Origin of the sequence: Dyella psychrodurans (assembly GCF_003363265.1) — a bacterium.
Lineage (GTDB): Bacteria > Pseudomonadota > Gammaproteobacteria > Xanthomonadales > Rhodanobacteraceae > Dyella_B > Dyella_B psychrodurans.
The window spans coordinates 897,901-913,565 of record NZ_QRBF01000001.1 but is presented as its reverse complement, the minus strand read 5'-3'; the positions used below and the strand labels follow the sequence as shown (position 1 = coordinate 913,565).

10 protein-coding genes and 6 tRNA genes are annotated in these 15,665 nt (G+C 60.9%); 15 read left to right on the top strand and 1 reads right to left on the bottom strand.

Annotation, left to right across the window (positions count from 1 at the left end; genetic code table 11):
- Positions 1-98 precede the first annotated feature (98 nt).
- Together smc and zipA are read left to right on the top strand one after the other, a co-directional pair.
- Positions 99-3,608 (top strand): chromosome segregation protein SMC, encoded by a 3,510-nt coding sequence (gene smc / locus DWU99_RS04270; protein WP_115476729.1) that lies wholly within the window; start codon positions 99-101, stop codon positions 3,606-3,608.
- An 11-nt stretch (positions 3,609-3,619) separates the two neighbouring features.
- A complete protein-coding gene (zipA, locus tag DWU99_RS04265) occupies positions 3,620-4,621 on the top strand; it encodes a cell division protein ZipA (protein WP_115476728.1) in 1,002 nt (333 codons plus the stop codon).
- Between the two features lie 72 nt (positions 4,622-4,693).
- Here zipA and DWU99_RS04260 read toward each other — a convergent pair whose 3' ends face one another.
- A complete protein-coding gene (locus DWU99_RS04260) occupies positions 4,694-5,275 on the bottom strand; it encodes an FMN-dependent NADH-azoreductase (protein ID WP_115476727.1) in 582 nt (193 codons plus the stop codon).
- 113 nt (positions 5,276-5,388) lie between these two features.
- Between DWU99_RS04260 and DWU99_RS04255 the strand changes: the two genes are divergently transcribed.
- The 13 genes from DWU99_RS04255 (at position 5,389) to lon (ending at position 15,635) form a co-directional block, all read left to right on the top strand.
- Positions 5,389-6,378: a LysR substrate-binding domain-containing protein gene (locus DWU99_RS04255; RefSeq protein WP_115476726.1), complete on the top strand. Its 990-nt coding sequence runs from the start codon at positions 5,389-5,391 to the stop codon at positions 6,376-6,378.
- 41 nt (positions 6,379-6,419) lie between these two features.
- On the top strand, positions 6,420-7,565 hold the full coding sequence (locus tag DWU99_RS04250) for a pyridoxal phosphate-dependent aminotransferase (RefSeq protein ID WP_115476725.1): 1,146 nt from the start codon (positions 6,420-6,422) through the stop codon (positions 7,563-7,565).
- Positions 7,553-8,356: an amidohydrolase gene (locus tag DWU99_RS04245; RefSeq protein WP_115476724.1), complete on the top strand. Its 804-nt coding sequence runs from the start codon at positions 7,553-7,555 to the stop codon at positions 8,354-8,356. The genes DWU99_RS04250 and DWU99_RS04245 overlap by 13 nt, the downstream gene beginning before the upstream one ends.
- 185 nt (positions 8,357-8,541) lie before the next feature.
- Positions 8,542-8,618: transfer RNA gene (locus DWU99_RS04240), tRNA-Arg, on the top strand.
- Positions 8,619-8,788: 170 nt separating this feature from the next.
- Positions 8,789-8,865: transfer RNA gene (locus DWU99_RS04235), tRNA-Pro, on the top strand.
- A 22-nt stretch (positions 8,866-8,887) separates the two neighbouring features.
- Positions 8,888-8,964, top strand: a tRNA-Arg gene (locus tag DWU99_RS04230).
- Between the two features lie 14 nt (positions 8,965-8,978).
- Positions 8,979-9,055 (top strand) — tRNA-His (locus DWU99_RS04225).
- Positions 9,056-9,071: 16 nt separating this feature from the next.
- A tRNA-Lys gene (locus DWU99_RS04220) sits at positions 9,072-9,147 on the top strand.
- Between the two features lie 224 nt (positions 9,148-9,371).
- Positions 9,372-9,457 (top strand) — tRNA-Leu (locus DWU99_RS04215).
- An 83-nt stretch (positions 9,458-9,540) separates the two neighbouring features.
- On the top strand, positions 9,541-10,833 hold the full coding sequence (gene tig / locus DWU99_RS04210) for a trigger factor (RefSeq protein ID WP_115476723.1): 1,293 nt from the start codon (positions 9,541-9,543) through the stop codon (positions 10,831-10,833).
- Positions 10,834-10,912: 79 nt separating this feature from the next.
- A complete protein-coding gene (gene clpP / locus DWU99_RS04205; RefSeq protein ID WP_115476722.1) occupies positions 10,913-11,542 on the top strand; it encodes an ATP-dependent Clp endopeptidase proteolytic subunit ClpP in 630 nt (209 codons plus the stop codon).
- 109 nt (positions 11,543-11,651) lie between these two features.
- Positions 11,652-12,953 (top strand): ATP-dependent Clp protease ATP-binding subunit ClpX, encoded by a 1,302-nt coding sequence (gene clpX, locus DWU99_RS04200; protein ID WP_115476721.1) that lies wholly within the window; start codon positions 11,652-11,654, stop codon positions 12,951-12,953.
- Positions 12,954-13,124: 171 nt separating this feature from the next.
- A complete protein-coding gene (gene lon / locus DWU99_RS04195; protein ID WP_115476720.1) occupies positions 13,125-15,635 on the top strand; it encodes an endopeptidase La in 2,511 nt (836 codons plus the stop codon).
- Positions 15,636-15,665 lie beyond the last annotated feature (30 nt).

Here is a 15,665-nt window from a genome sequence, read left to right as displayed (position 1 = left end):
GCTTTTGAATCAAAGGCTTGCTGGGATGTGGCGTCTACCCGGAAAATGACGAAGATAACTTGTTGCCGTAGGATCGAATCACCAATGATGAGAATTTCATGCGCCTAACCACGATCAAGCTTGCCGGGTTCAAGTCCTTCGTCGACCCGACCACCTTGCATCTGCCCACCAACATGACCGGTGTGGTGGGGCCCAACGGTTGCGGCAAGTCCAACATCATCGATGCCATCCGCTGGGTGATGGGCGAAAGCGCCGCCAGCCGCTTGCGCGGCGATTCGCTGACGGACGTGATCTTCTCCGGTTCCAACGCGCGCAAGCCGGTGGGGCAGGCGACGGTCGAACTGATCTTCGACAACGCCGACGGCACCATTCAGGGCGAATACGGCCAGTACGCGGAAATCTCGGTCAAGCGCCAGGTGACGCGCGACGGACAATCGGCTTATTTCCTCAACGGTGCGCGTTGCCGCCGTCGCGACATCACCGACTTGTTCCTCGGCACCGGCCTCGGTCCGCGCAGTTACTCGATCATCGAGCAGGGCATGATCAGCCAGATCATCGAGGCGCATCCGGAAGAACTGCGCACGCATCTGGAGGAAGCCGCCGGCATCTCTAAATACAAGGAGCGCCGCAAGGAAACCGAGAGCCGCATCAAGGCAACGCGCGAAAACCTCGACCGCGTGCGCGACGTGCGCGACGAGGTGGACAAGCAGCTTGAGCACCTGAATCGTCAGGCGCGCGCCGCCGAGCGCTGGAAAGCCCATAAGGAAGAGCAGACGCGCAAGGAAGCCGAGTTGCGCGCACTGGAATACCGTGGGCTGAAGAGTCAGCACGAAGGGCAGGGGCAAGGGCTTTCCGCCGCCGAAATCGACATCGAGAAGCGCCTGGCCGAGCAACGCCAGATCGAGGCGCAGATCGAGAGCGCTCGCGAACGTCACACGGAAGCGAGCGAACACCTCAACGCAGTACAAGCCGAGGTCTACAAGGTCGGCTCCGAAATCGCGCGCGTCGAACAGCAGGTTCGCTACAACCGCGAAACCGCCGAGCGCCTGCAACGCGCACAGTTGGACGCGGAGCGCGAACATAGCGAGTTGGCGTCGCACATCGCCACCGACCGTGAGCAGGTCGAAACGTTGCGCATGGCGTTGGCCGAAGGCGAGCCCAAGCTCGAAGCCCTGCATCAGATGCAGGAAGAAACCGCCGACGCGCAGCGCGAAACCGAAACCAAGCTGGCCGACTGGCAGCAGCGCTGGGACACGTACACGCGCACTGCAGGTGAAGCGAGTCGCGCAGCGGAAGTAGAGCGCACCAAACTCGCCTATCTCGATCGCCAGTCCATGGACCTGGGCAAGCGCAAGGAATCGCTGGAAACCGAACAGAGAGCGACGGACGTCGCCGCGCTCGACGCTGCCGCTGAACAATTGCATGTCGAACACGATACGCAACGTGAACGCGTCGAATCGTTGGGCGGCCTGCTCGATCAGCACAAGCTGTCCCACGAAAAAGTGCTCGACGAAGAGCGCCAGGTTCAATCCGTGCTCAACGAAGCACGCCAGCAGTTGCAGACGGCGCGTGGCCGCCTGGCTTCGCTCGAAGCCTTGCAGCATGCAGCGCTCGGCCAGGAAGAAAGTGCGGCCAGCAGTTGGCTGTCGAGGTTCGGCCTGGACAAGAAGCGCCGCCTCGGCGAAGCGCTGCAGGTCGAGGCAGGTTGGGAGACGGCTGTCGAAACCGTGTTGTCGGGCTTCATCGACAGCGTGTTGGTGGATGGCGCGCACGATCTGGCGCGCGAATTTCCCGGTCTGGAAAATGCCGACGTCGCCTTGCTCGATGCCACCGAAGGTGGCGCCGCAACCGCGGGCACGCTGGCAGCGCACGTGCGTGGACCGGCATCCGCCATCGCGATTCTTGGCCATGTGCTGACGGCAGAGTCCATCGATGAAGCGCATCAGCGCGTTTCCGGGCTTTCTGCGCTGGCGCCGTATCAGTCGGTCATCACGCGCACCGGCGAATGGTTGGGTCCGGGTTGGGCGCGCGTGCGTCGCGCCCAGGGCAACCAGGTGGGCGTGTTGGCGCGCGAACGCGAAATCCGCGTGCTGACCGAGCAGACCGAGTCGCTTGAAGCGCAGATCGAGGAAGCTACTGCCAAGCTCGACGACCTGCGCACCAACAAGTTCGAAACCGAGCGCGCGCGCGACGACGCGCAACGCGACTTGTACAACGCGCATCGCCGTCAGTCGGAATTGGCAGGACAGCTGCAGAGCCATCGCGGCAAAGTGGAGACTGCCCGTGCGCGTGCCGAAAAGGTGACGGGCGAACTGTCGGTCTTGCTCGAACAGATGGACGAGTTGCAGACGCAGACACGCGAAGCGCGTGCGCGACTCGACGAGTCGGTCAACAACATGGGCGATCTCGAAGATCAGCGCCGCGAACTGGAGAACGAACGTCGCGCCTTGCTGGAGGCGCGCGAAGAAGCGCGCATGAATGCCCGCGAGGCCGCCGATCAGTCGCATGCGCTCGCGTTGAGCCTGGAGTCCAAGCGCTCCTCGCTGACGTCGCTCGAACAAGCGCTATCGCGCATGGACAACCAGATCCGCCAGATCGAAGCGCGTCGCAGCGAAATCACCGAACAGCTGGCTGCCGGTTCCGATCCGATCGCCGAGCTCGAAGCCGAGCGCCAGACCTATCTCGACCAGCGCCTGCTGGTCGACCGTCAGTTGGTCGATGCACGCCGTGCACTGGAAGATTGCGATATCGAATTCCGCAAGCTGGAACAACAGCGACACAACGTGGAGCAGGAACTGTCCGGCCTGCGCGAAAAATTGTCCGAGCAGAAGCTCGCCGCGCAGGCGCTGCAAATGCGCGCCGACCAGCTTGCCGAGGCCATTACGGCATCCGGGCTGGATCTCGAAACCTTGCTCGCTGAGCTGGCGGAAGATGTCGACGCGACGCAGTGGCGCCAGCAACTGGCCGATCTCGCCCAGAAGATTGCGCGCCTGGAACCGGTGAATCTGGCGGCCATCCAGGAGCACGCCGAGCAGAGCGAGCGCAAGACATACCTCGATACGCAGCTGGCCGACCTTACCAGCGCGATGGAAACGCTGGAAAACGCGATCAAGAAGATCGACCGCGAAACCCGCCAGCGTTTCAAGGAAACGTTCGATCGCGTCAATGCCGGTGTGCAGGAACTGTTCCCGCGCCTGTTCGGCGGCGGTCACGCGTACCTGGAGCTTACGGGCGACGATCTGCTCAGCACGGGCGTGTCGATTATGGCGCGTCCGCCCGGCAAGCGCGTGTCCAACATTACGCTGCTGTCCGGTGGTGAAAAGGCGCTGACGGCGGTGTCGCTGGTATTCGCGATCTTCGCGTTGAATCCGGCGCCGTTCTGTCTGCTGGACGAAGTGGATGCGCCGCTCGATGAGGCAAACGTCGGTCGCTTCTCGAACATGGTGCGCGAGATGAGCGAGAAGGTTCAGTTCATCTTCGTGAGCCACAACAAAGCGACGATGGAAGCGGCGAGCCAGCTTTGCGGCGTTACCATGCGCGAGCCGGGTGTTTCGCGTCTTGTGCAGGTGGATCTTGCCGAGGCAGCCAAGCTGGCCGGCGCGGCCTGAGGAGTCACATCATGTTGCCTGGAACGGAGTTAGCTATTTCGTGGGACCCTGCCATAGGTATTCCCACGGTCGTCGTCGGCGTGATCGTGCTGGTGCTGGTGTGGCTGTTCGGCCAACCCAAGAAAGAACAAGGTACGCGGCGTCCCGCTCCCGAGCCGGGTGCGGAGCGGCGCGAGCCAAGGCTGGGTGACGCGGCAGACGAAGGCGACGCATTCAGGGACATTTCGGACGAACGGATCGATCCCCGGTTCTCCAGCCCGACGCCGCATCAGGGCGAATTGGATGTAGGACTTAGCGAGGAACTGGAAAAGTTAAGCGCGACGCTCGCGGACGAGCGCCACGCCACCATCCAGATGCCCAAGCCGACCGGCCATGCGGCATCCATCGTCGAGGTGTTGCGTTCTCCCTCGCAGCCCGAGTACACGGCAGCGACCATGTCCGGGCCGAGTGCAGCCATTTCTTCTCATGCGCCCGCATCGACCGCTCACGCACCTGCGGCACCGACACCTGCGCCGGCACCGCGCATTCCACCGCGTTCCGATCTGGGCAAACGCCCGACGCAGGTGCCGGTCGAGCGCATCGTCAGCCTGTTTGTAGTGGCCCGGGAAGGGCACGCTTTCAACGGTGCGGATCTGATTGTGGCTGCCGAAAAAGCAGGTCTGGAATACGGTGACATGGGCATCTACCACCGTCTGGTGGATGGCAAGCGCGAGCTTGGTCCGATCTTCAGCGTTGCCAACATGCTCAAGCCCGGCAGCTTCGATCTGACACGCCTGGACGCACTGCGTACGCCAGGACTCAGTTTCTTCATGGCATTGCCCGGACCGGTTGCGGCGTTGGACGCCTGGGACGCGATGTTGCCCACGGCGCAACGACTGGCCGAGCTGCTCGACGGCCAAGTGCTTGACGAAGAGCGCAACGCACTGGGTCGTCAACGGATTGCCCACATTCGCGACGAATTGCGCGGCTGGGACCGCGAGCACGACGGCGGCGAGATTCGCTTCGGTCGCTGACCGCGGTATTCAAGGCAAAAAAAGAGCGCCCAAAGAGGGCGCTCCATGATGGCTTATCGATGTGTCGCTCGATCAGGCGACTTTCACGGCGAGGGAGCCGATCGTGTTGTGGGCCGACGCGATGGCCTTGGTCTTGTTCTCGGCGCTGATGTTCACGCCTTCAGCGCGCACGAATTCGAGATCGGTGACGCCGAGAAAGCCGAACACAGTGCGCAGATACGATTCCTGGAAGTCCATGCCGGCAGCTGGACCCGTGCTGTAGATGCCGCCGCGGCTCGATGCGACGATGATGCGCTTGCCGTTGACCAGGCCCTTCGGACCGTTCTCGGTGTAGCCGAAGGTCTTTCCGGCCACCGCGATACGATCGATCCATGCCTTCAACTGGCTCGGAATCGAGAAGTTGTACATCGGGGCGCCGATCACCACGACGTCGGCGGCGAGAAATTCGTCCATCACGGCCTCGCCGAGCTTTGCGGCTTCGCTTGCGGCGTCCACCACCGGTGCCCAATGCGGCAGCGGATGGGCGGTCAGGTCGCGGTAGGTCACGTCCAGGGCGGGGTGTTCCTGGGCGATCTGGGCCACGATGGCGGTGGTCAGCTCGCGCGATACGGAGTGCTGGCCCAGGGAGCTTGCGTCAAGATGTAGGAGTTTCATGGTCTTATCTCGGTTCCAGCCGGGCGGGCCGGCGATGGAATAAAGATAAAATCCGAACGAACAGAAGATAAGACGGTTAAACTCGAACTTATCGTTCTAAATGGGAAACAAAGATGACCACCTTGCCAGGTGCCATGCAGGATCTGAATGACCTGTACTTCTTTGCAGCCGTGGTGGAACACGGGGGATTTTCATCGGCGGGGCGCGCCCTTGGGGTGCCCAAGTCCCGCCTCAGCAAGCGGATAGCCCAGTTGGAGGATCGCCTTGGCGTGCGTCTGCTTCAGCGGACGACGCGCCGTTTCGTGGTGACCGAGGTGGGAGAGCGTTTCTACGGCCATTGCCGTGCCGTGCTGGAAGAAGCGCGCGCCGCCCAGGACGCCGTCGAAGAGTTGCGTGCCGAACCGCGCGGTGTGGTGCGACTGAGTTGCCCCATATCGCTCGCACAGACCGTGCTTGCCTACATCCTGCCGGAATTCATGGCGCTGTATCCGAAGTTGCAGGTGAGGGTGCTCTCCAACAATCGGCGCGTGGACTTGATCAGCGAAGGCTACGACTTGGCCATCCGTGTACGCACCAAGCTCGATACCGACGCGAACATGATCGTGCGCAGTTTCAGTCAGTCGCGCATCCTGCCGGTGGCGAGTCCTTCGCTGCTGAAGGCCTATGGTTATCCGCAGCATCCCGAGGATCTGGCGCGAATGCCTGCGCTATCCGTGCAGGAGCACGAAGGTGCTCAAATCTGGGAATTGATCGACGCCAATGGCGAGCGCGTGAATGTGGAAGTTCAGGCGCGGCTTATCACCGGTGACTTTGCTGTTTTGCTCGAAGCGGCACGGCGTGGCCTTGGCGTCGCGCTGCTGCCCGAATTTGTCTGCGCCCCGGCGATCACGCAGGGCGACCTTGAAGTGATTCTGCCCGAGTGGAGCGCGCCGCAAGGTGTCATGCATTTTGTCTACCCTAGCCGACGCGGCATGTTGCCGGGCGTGCGTGCACTGGTGGACTTTCTGGCCGAACGATTGCCCGAAGCCACTCGCCTCAAACACGAGGAGTGCATGAAACGGCCGCTCGAGGCTCTGGATGTATCAGGGCAGCCCGCACCTTAAGCCATGTTAGTCTCTGCGTTTGGACATCCATACTTCCGATCATGACCATCGAAACCAAGCTTCCAAAAGTAGGCACCACCATCTTCAGCGTGATGAGCCATCTGGCCGTGCAGCACAAGGCGGTCAATCTTGGTCAAGGCTTTCCCGATTTCGAACCGCCGCAGGCCTTGCGCGATGCGTTGAGTCGCGCTATGACAAATGGGCTCAATCAATATGCGCCCGGCATCGGCACAGCCGCGTTGCGTGAGCAGATCGCGTTGAAGACCGAGCGGCTGTATGGTCATAAGGTCAGTCCGGATAGCGATGTCACGGTGACGTCCGGCGCGACCGAGGCACTGTTCGCTGCCATTGCCGCAGTGGTGCGCGCAGGCGACGAAGTGATCGTGTTCGATCCCGCGTACGACTCTTACGAACCCGCCATCGATCTGCAAGGTGCGCGTGCGGTGCATATTCCGCTCACCGTGCCGAGTTTCTCGATCGACTGGCAACGTGTGCGCGATGCGATTACGCCCAAGACGCGCATGATCCTGATCAACAGCCCGCACAATCCTTCGGGTGCCGTGCTGTCGTCGGCGGATCTCGACGAGCTGGCGGCAATCGTGCGCGACACGCCGATCGTCGTGCTTTCCGACGAGGTGTACGAACATATCGTTTACGACGGTGTCGCGCATGAGAGCGTGTTGCGTCATCCGGAGCTGGCGGCGCGCAGCATCGTGGTGTCCAGCTTCGGCAAGACGTATCACTGCACGGGCTGGAAGGTCGGTTATGCCGTGGCGCCGCCCAAGCTGTCGGCGGAATTTCGCAAGGTGCATCAATATCTGACGTTCTGCACCTTCCATCCTGCACAGGTGGCGTTTGCGGAATTTCTCGCCAGCACGCCGGAACACTATGTCGAGCTGCCTGCCTTTTATGAGGCCAAACGCGATCGTTTCAGGAATTTGCTGGCGCCGTCGCGCCTGAAACTGCTGGACGTGCCGGGCGGATACTTCCAGTTGGTCGACTATTCGGCCATCCGCGACGAAGACGATCTCGCATTCTGCGAGTGGCTGGTGAAAGAGGGTGGAGTGGCTGCGATTCCGCTCACGCCGTTCTATGAAAAAGCGCCGGGTACCCGCCTGGTTCGCCTGTGTTTTGCCAAGAGCGATGCGACGATGGATGCGGCCGCGGAGCGCCTATGCAAACTCTGAACGTTTCGCTCGTGCAGGGATCAACGCACTGGCACGATGCGCCGGCCAATCGCGAGTACTACGGATCGCTGGTGCGGCGCGTGGCGGGGCAGAGCGATCTGGTGGTGCTGCCGGAAACATTTCTGTCAGGCTTCAGCAACGACACGCGCGCCAGCGCAGATACCATGGACGGCGAGGGCATTGCATGGATGCGTGCATTGGCGGTCGAAGTGGGTGCGGTAGTGACGGGAAGTTTGGCCATCCGCGACGGCGATACAGTTTACAACCGACTTATCTGGGCACGTCCCGACGGTACGTTTTCGCAATACGACAAGCGCCATCTGTTTCGAATGGCCGGCGAACACACGCGCTATGGCGGCGGTTCGCAACGTTTGATCGTGGAACTCAAAGGTTGGCGCATTCTTCCGCAGGTTTGCTACGACTTGCGCTTTCCGGTCTGGTTGCGCAATCGGCGTCTGGAATCGGCAACCGGTGGCATGGACTATGACTTGTCGTTGTTCGTCGCCAATTGGCCGGCTCCGCGCCGACAACCCTGGCGAACGCTTTTGCGCGCCAGAGCCATCGAGAATCTCGCGTACGTGATCGGCGTGAATCGCGTCGGCGTCGACGGCAACGAGTTGCCCTATGCCGGCGACAGTGCGGTGATTGATCCGGTCGGTGAGCCGCTCGTCGAATTGGGTTCGCAAGAGCAGGTGGTGACCGTGGCGATCGATCCTGCTCCCTTGCTGGCGCATCGCGCACGCTTTCCCGCATGGATGGATGCAGATGACTTCACGCTCGCGTCGATCTGATTCGGCGAAGCGTTCAGTCTGTGGGAGCGGCAGGAAGTGCGTGAAACAATCCGGTACATGAACCGAATGTTTCAAAAATCTTCACAAAGAGTATTGACGGCTGCGACCAGTACCTGAATAATTCCGCTTCTTGCTTCGGCGCCTTCCGGCTATCGGTCCTGGCGGCAGCAATCAGATTTAACCACGCGCCCGTAGCTCAGTTGGATAGAGTACCAGGCTACGAACTTGGTGGTCGGGAGTTCGAATCTCTCCGGGCGCGCCATTTTTAGCAGACGCAACGCTGTTTTATTGTGTTTGTAAGGTAAGCAGAACATCGCTTGCCGAACCGGATAAAGTTTGAAATCCGGTGTGTTCGATACGGATTGACGGGGCAGAGTGACGCCCGTAGCATTTCAAAGCTTCGGTGCGCGAAAGCTGACCGGGTTTCGAAATCGGGGTATAGCTCAGCCTGGTAGAGCGCCAGCTTTGGGAGCTGGATGTCGTGGGTTCGAATCCCTCTGCCCCGACCAGCAGGTGTTCTGCTTCAGTCAAGCGCCTGTAGCTCAACCGGATAGAGCATCGGCCTTCTAAGCCGACGGTTGCAGGTTCGATTCCTGTCGGGCGCGCCAGATTCGTGGTTACGGTGGGCGTAGCTCAGTTGGTTAGAGTACCGGATTGTGATTCCGGTTGTCGTGGGTTCGAGTCCCATCGTCCACCCCAATTCAAAGCAGTTACTGGGCCGTTAGCTCAGCTGGTAGAGCAGTTGACTCTTAATCAATTGGTCGTAGGTTCGAATCCTACACGGCCCACCAGCTACGAAGGACTCGCAGAAATGCGGGTCCTTTTTGTTTATCTGACGAAAACGGCGCTCCCTGGCCGCTTGAGCGCTTGTGCTGGTCTGTCGCGCAACCGTAAAATGACCGGCTTGGCACAAGGTAATCATCGACTTAGGGTCGCGGTCCTGCGGTTTTCTGGCGATTTCCAGTAAAGCTGGTGAAAATCGTTGAAAGTCAGTGGCTTGCAATCGATAGCCGATGCGAAAGTGGCGGAATTGGTAGACGCACTGGATTTAGGTTCCAGCGGGTAACCCCCGTAAGGGTTCGAGTCCCTTCTTTCGCACCACATACCTTGAGTTTGATTTGACTGGCGGCCGGGGGCCGCCGCGGCGCCGTCACGGGCCACTACAGGTAATTCCAGGAGACGTCATGCAGTTTTCCGTTGAAAACGTCGGCAAGCTCGAGCGCAAGCTCACGGTCAAGTTCCCGGCTGAGCGGTTCGAGACCCAGGTCAGCGCGCGTATCGCCGAGATGAGCCGCACGGTGCGCCTCAAGGGCTTCCGCCCGGGCAAGGTGCCCGCCAACGTGATCCAGCAGCGCTTCGGCGCGCAGGTGCGTGGCGAGGTGCTGTCGGATCTCATCGGCAGCACGCTGCGCGAGGCGTTCGAGAAGGAAAACCTTCGTCCCGTCGCCAATCCCGCGATCGACACCACCGGCCAGCCGGAGAACGGCGAAATCGCCTATACGGCCACCTTTGAGGTGATGCCGGAATTTCCGAACATCGACGTCGCCGCACTCGAAATCAGCCGCCCGGCGGCTGAGGTGACCGACGCCGACATCGAGAAGATGATCGAAACCCTGCGCCAGCAGCGCCGCAGCTTCGACGAAGTCGAGCGTGCGTCCGCGGAAGGCGACTTCGTGATGTTCGAATACGCCGCCGTCGCCGGCGACTACCGTTTCCCGAACGAAGGCCTGGAACGTGCTGGCAGCGTGATTGGCTCGGGCACCCTGTTCAAGGCGCTCGATGCGGCGCTCACGGGTCGCAAGGCTGGCGAAGAATTCGAAGCCGATGTCGAATTCCCCGCCGATTTCCGCAATGAAAACCTGGCTGGCAAGACCGCCAAGGTCACCTTCAAGATCGTGAAGGTCCAGCAGGCGAACCTGCCGGAAATCAACGCCGAATTCATCAAGCTGTTTGGCATCAACGACGGCAACCTCGACAACTTCCGCAAGGAAGTGCGCGCCAACCTCGAGCGCGAGCTGAAGGCTGCGCTGATGGGTCGCCTGAAGGCCCAGGTGGCCGAGAAGCTGGCCACCGCGCACAGCGAGCTCGAAGTGCCGAATCTGATGGTGCAGTCCGAAGCGCGCAATCTGGCTGCCGGCAGCGTGCCGCGCGGTCAGGAGCCGCCGCAGCAGCTTATCGACTCCGCGGCGCCTGCCGCGCGCATGCGCGTCATTGCGGGCCTCCTGATGGGTGAAATCGCCCGCAAGCAGGAGCTCAAGCTCGACCGCTCGCGCCTGGCCGAACAGCTCGCCGCGATCGCCTCGACGTACGAGGAGCCGGAGAAGGTTATTGAACTCTACAACGGCGATCCCCAACTCATGTCCGGGCTGCAAAACCGCGTGATGGAAGATCAGGTGGCCGAGTGGGTGGCCGAACACGCCAACACCACCGTTCAGAATCTGAGCTTCGACGAAGTGATGCGTCCGGTCGGTGCCTGAGACGATTCGATCAGGTCCGGCTATAGTCAGACCTGATACGACGAATCGCTATTCAGTCCCCACACGCGGAGAATCACGCATGGCCATGGATCCCATCCAGAACCTCAACCTGGTGCCGATCGTCGTCGAGCAGACTGCTCGCGGCGAACGTTCGTACGACATCTACTCGCGCCTGTTGAAAGAGCGCGTGATCTTCCTGGTCGGCGAAGTGAACGATCAGGTTGCCAATCTGCTGGTGGCGCAGATGCTGTTCCTTGAATCGGAAAACCCCGACAAGGACATTCATCTGTACATCAACAGCCCGGGCGGCGCTGTCACGGCGGGCCTGGCGATCTACGACACCATGCAGTTCGTCAAGCCCGATGTGAGCACCATGTGCATCGGCCAGGCCTGCAGTGCAGCCTCGTTGCTCCTGATGGCCGGCGCCAAGGGCAAGCGCTACTCGCTGCCCAACTCGCGCGTGATGATTCACCAGCCGTCGGGCGGTGCCCGCGGCCAGGCCACCGACATCGAGATCCAGGCCCAGGAAATCCTGTACCTGCGTCGCCGCCTGAACGACATTTACGTTCAGCATACCGGCCAGCCCCTGGACAAGATCGAGCGTGACATGGAGCGCGACCGCTTCATGAGCGCCGAAGCCGCCAAGGAATACGGCCTGATCGATGCCGTTCTGGACCGCCGGGCCGTCGAAACGGTCAAGTCGGCCTGATTTCGGCCGATCCAAGCTTTAGACATACAGGGGTCCCGCGTCCGGGTGCGGACTCGGGACCCTGTGCTATTCTCGACCCGTACCGGGATTTTTCAGCAGGATCAAACGAATGAGCGACGAGCGGCAGGGCCGTTCCAACGACAGCGGCAAGATTCTCTACTGCTCCTTCTGTGGCAAGAGCCAGCACGAAGTGCGCAAGCTGATCGCGGGTCCGTCCGTGTTCATCTGCGACGAGTGCGTGGAGCTGTGCAACGACATCATCCGTGAGGAGCTGGAGGAGAAGGCCGCCTCCGGGCGTAGCCAGCTGCCCAAGCCCAAGGAAATCATGGAGACCCTCGACCAGTACGTGGTCGGGCAGACGCGCGCCAAGAAAGCATTGGCCGTGGCGGTTTACAACCATTACAAGCGGATGGAGTCTCGCCAGCGCAGCGACGAAATCGAGCTGGGCAAGTCCAACATCCTGCTGATCGGTCCGACCGGTTCGGGCAAGACGCTGCTGGCGGAAACGCTTGCACGTCTGCTCAACGTTCCGTTCACGATCGCCGACGCCACCACCCTGACCGAAGCCGGCTACGTGGGCGAGGACGTCGAGAACATTATTCAAAAGCTGTTGCAGAAGTGCGACTACGACGTCGAGAAGGCGCAGTCGGGCATCGTCTACATCGACGAGATCGACAAGATCTCGCGCAAGAGCGAAAACCCGTCGATCACGCGCGACGTTTCCGGCGAAGGCGTGCAGCAGGCGCTTTTGAAGCTTATCGAAGGCACCCTGGCCTCGGTGCCGCCGCAGGGCGGTCGCAAGCATCCGCAGCAGGAATTCCTGCAGGTCGACACCAAGAACATCCTGTTCATCTGCGGTGGTGCGTTCGCGGGTCTGGAGAAAGTGATCCAGCAGCGCTCCGAAACGACCGGCATCGGCTTCTCCGCCGAAGTGCGTTCGAAAGAGCGCACGGAAAATCTCGGCAAGGTGCTGGCTGAAGTCGAACCCTCTGACTTGGTGCGTTTCGGTCTGATTCCGGAGTTCGTCGGCCGCCTGCCTGTGGTGGCGACGCTGGATGAACTGGACGAAGACGCGCTGGTGAAGATTCTCACCGAGCCGCGCAACGCCGTGACCAAGCAGTTCCGCAAGTTGTTCGAGATGGAAGGCGTCGACCTGGAATTCCGTCCGGAGGCGTTGCAGGCGGTGGCCCGCAAGGCGCTCAAGCGTAAGACGGGTGCACGCGGCTTGCGCACCATTCTCGAGCAGGTATTGCTGGACACCATGTACGAGCTGCCGTCGCTGGAGCACGTCAGCAAGGTCGTGGTGGACGATGCCGTGATCGAGGGGCAGGCCGAGCCCTACCTCATCTATCGCGGAAATCTGCAGCAGCAGGGGCGCATTGGCAGCGAAAGCGGCGACGCTGCAGCCTGATCGTCACAACATCCGCCATCTGCGGCCCCAGCGGTTGACGCTGGGGCCGTCTGTTTTTCGTTATCGGGCCGGCACTTGACTGCCGCTCGTAACGCCTCCACTTGACGAGACAGTGACCTCGGCGCAGTGTCGGGGCCGTCCGTCTTAATTTTTCGCGAGAGATTTCCTGCGATGGCAAAAAGTGCCGCATCTACCGCAACTACCACGGGTGCTCTTGTAGACGCACTGCCAGTGCTTCCGTTGCGCGACGTCGTGGTTTACCCGCACATGGTGATTCCACTGTTCGTCGGCCGCGACAAATCCATGCGTGCGCTCGAACGTGCGATGGAAGGCGAGCGTCAGATTCTCCTGGTCGCCCAGAAGAGCCCGGATATCGACGATCCTGCGATCAAGGATCTTCACGAAATCGGTACGCTCGCCGGTGTGTTGCAACTGTTAAAGCTTCCCGATGGCACCGTGAAAGTGCTGGTGGAAGGTCAGTCGCGCGTGGCGATTGAGGAATATCACGACGATGCTGGCATGCTCATTGCGCGTTCGCGCGTTATCGAGCCGGTGTACAGCGTCAAGGAACGCGAGCTCGATGTCGTCTCGCGCACGCTGGTGTCGCTGTTCGAACAGCTCGTGAAGCAGAGCCGCAAGCTGCCGCCCGAGGTGCTCGCAACACTTTCCGGCATCGACGATCCTTCGCGTCTCGCCGATTCGATTGCCGCGCATCTCACTGTGCGCATGTCCGACAAGCAGAAGGTGCTGGAAACCGCCGACGTCGGCCAGCGTCTGGAATTGTTGATCGGCCTCGTCGACGGCGAGATCGATTTGCAGCAGGTGGAAAAGCGCATCCGCGGCCGCGTCAAGTCGCAGATGGAAAAGAGCCAGCGCGAGTACTACCTCAACGAACAGATGAAGGCCATCCAGAAAGAACTGGGTGAAAGCGAAGACGGCCCCAACGAAATCGAAGAGCTGCAAAAGAAGATCGAAGAATCCGGCATGCCCAAGCCTGTTCTGGTGAAGGCACGGCAGGAATTCGGCAAGCTCAAGCAGATGTCGCCGATGTCGGCGGAAGCCACGGTCGTGCGCAACTATCTGGATTGGCTGATCGGCGTGCCGTGGAAAAAGCGCAGCAAGGTGCGCAAGGATCTCGCGCTCGCGCAAGACGTGCTCGATGCCGATCACTTCGGTCTGGAGAAGGTCAAGGAACGCATTCTTGAATACCTCGCCGTGCAGCAGCGCGTGAGCGCGATGAAGGGCCCGATCCTTTGTCTCGTCGGTCCGCCCGGCGTGGGCAAGACCTCGCTCGGCCAGTCGATTGCCAAGGCGACGAACCGCAAGTTTGTCCGCATGAGCTTGGGCGGTGTGCGCGACGAAGCCGAAATTCGCGGCCATCGTCGTACCTACATCGGCTCGATGCCGGGGCGCATCGTGCAGAACATGAACAAGGTGGGTACCAAGAATCCGCTGTTCGTGCTCGATGAAATCGACAAGATGTCGATGGACTTCCGCGGCGATCCGTCGTCCGCGTTGCTCGAAGTGCTCGACCCCGAGCAGAACCATGCGTTCAACGACCATTACCTGGAAGTCGATCTCGATCTTTCCGAGGTGATGTGGATCGCCACGGCGAACTCGCTGAATATTCCCGGCCCGCTGCTGGATCGCATGGAAGTTATTCGCATCCCGGGATACACCGAGGATGAGAAGCTGGGGATCGCGCAGAAATACCTGCTGCCCAAGCAGATCAAGGCGAACGGCTTGAAGCCGGACGAAGTGACGGTGGACCAGGAAGCGGTGCGCGACATCGTGCGCTACTACACACGCGAGTCCGGCGTGCGCAATCTCGAGCGTGAGATTTCCAAGATCTGCCGCAAGGTGGTGAAGCAATTGACGCTTGGCGAACGCAAGAAAGCGACCGAGAAGTCGAAGGCAGTGGAAACCAAGAAGAGCAAGGCGAAAGCAGCCGCTCCGGGCAAGGTGCGTGTCGACTCGGCTAACCTTGACCAGTATCTGGGCGTGCGTCGCTTCGACTTTGGGCGCAAGGAGCTGCAGAACGAAGTTGGTCTGGTGACGGGCCTTGCATGGACGCAAGTGGGTGGCGACCTGCTGAGCATCGAAGCATCGATCGTTCCGGGCAAGGGGCGTCAGGTGCATACCGGCCAGTTGGGCGATGTCATGAAGGAATCGATCCAGGCTGCGCTTTCGGTCGTTCGCGCACGCGCGGGCCAGCTCGGTATCGATCCTGATTTCCACGAGAAATTCGACTTGCACATTCACGTGCCCGAAGGTGCCACGCCCAAAGATGGTCCCAGCGCAGGTATCGCGATGTGCACGGCACTAGTATCGGCGCTGACGAAAGTGCCGGTTCGTTCCGAAGTGGCGATGACAGGTGAAATCACGCTGCGCGGTCGCGTGCTGCCGATCGGTGGCCTGAAGGAAAAACTGCTCGCGGCGCATCGCGGCGGCATCACCACCGTGATCATTCCGGACGAGAACCGCAAGGATTTGGCCGACATTCCGGAGAACATCACCGGATCGCTGGAAATTCATCCAGTACGCTGGATCGACGAAGTTCTCGATATTGCGTTGGAGCGCCCGTTGCAGCCGTTGCCCGCCAAAGACGCGGAATCGTCTGCCTCGACGGCCGAAGGTGCGTCACACGAAGACGGCTCCGAGGCGCCATCGCGCACGCATTGAGCGCATTGCGTTGCGCAATCTGCGATAGGC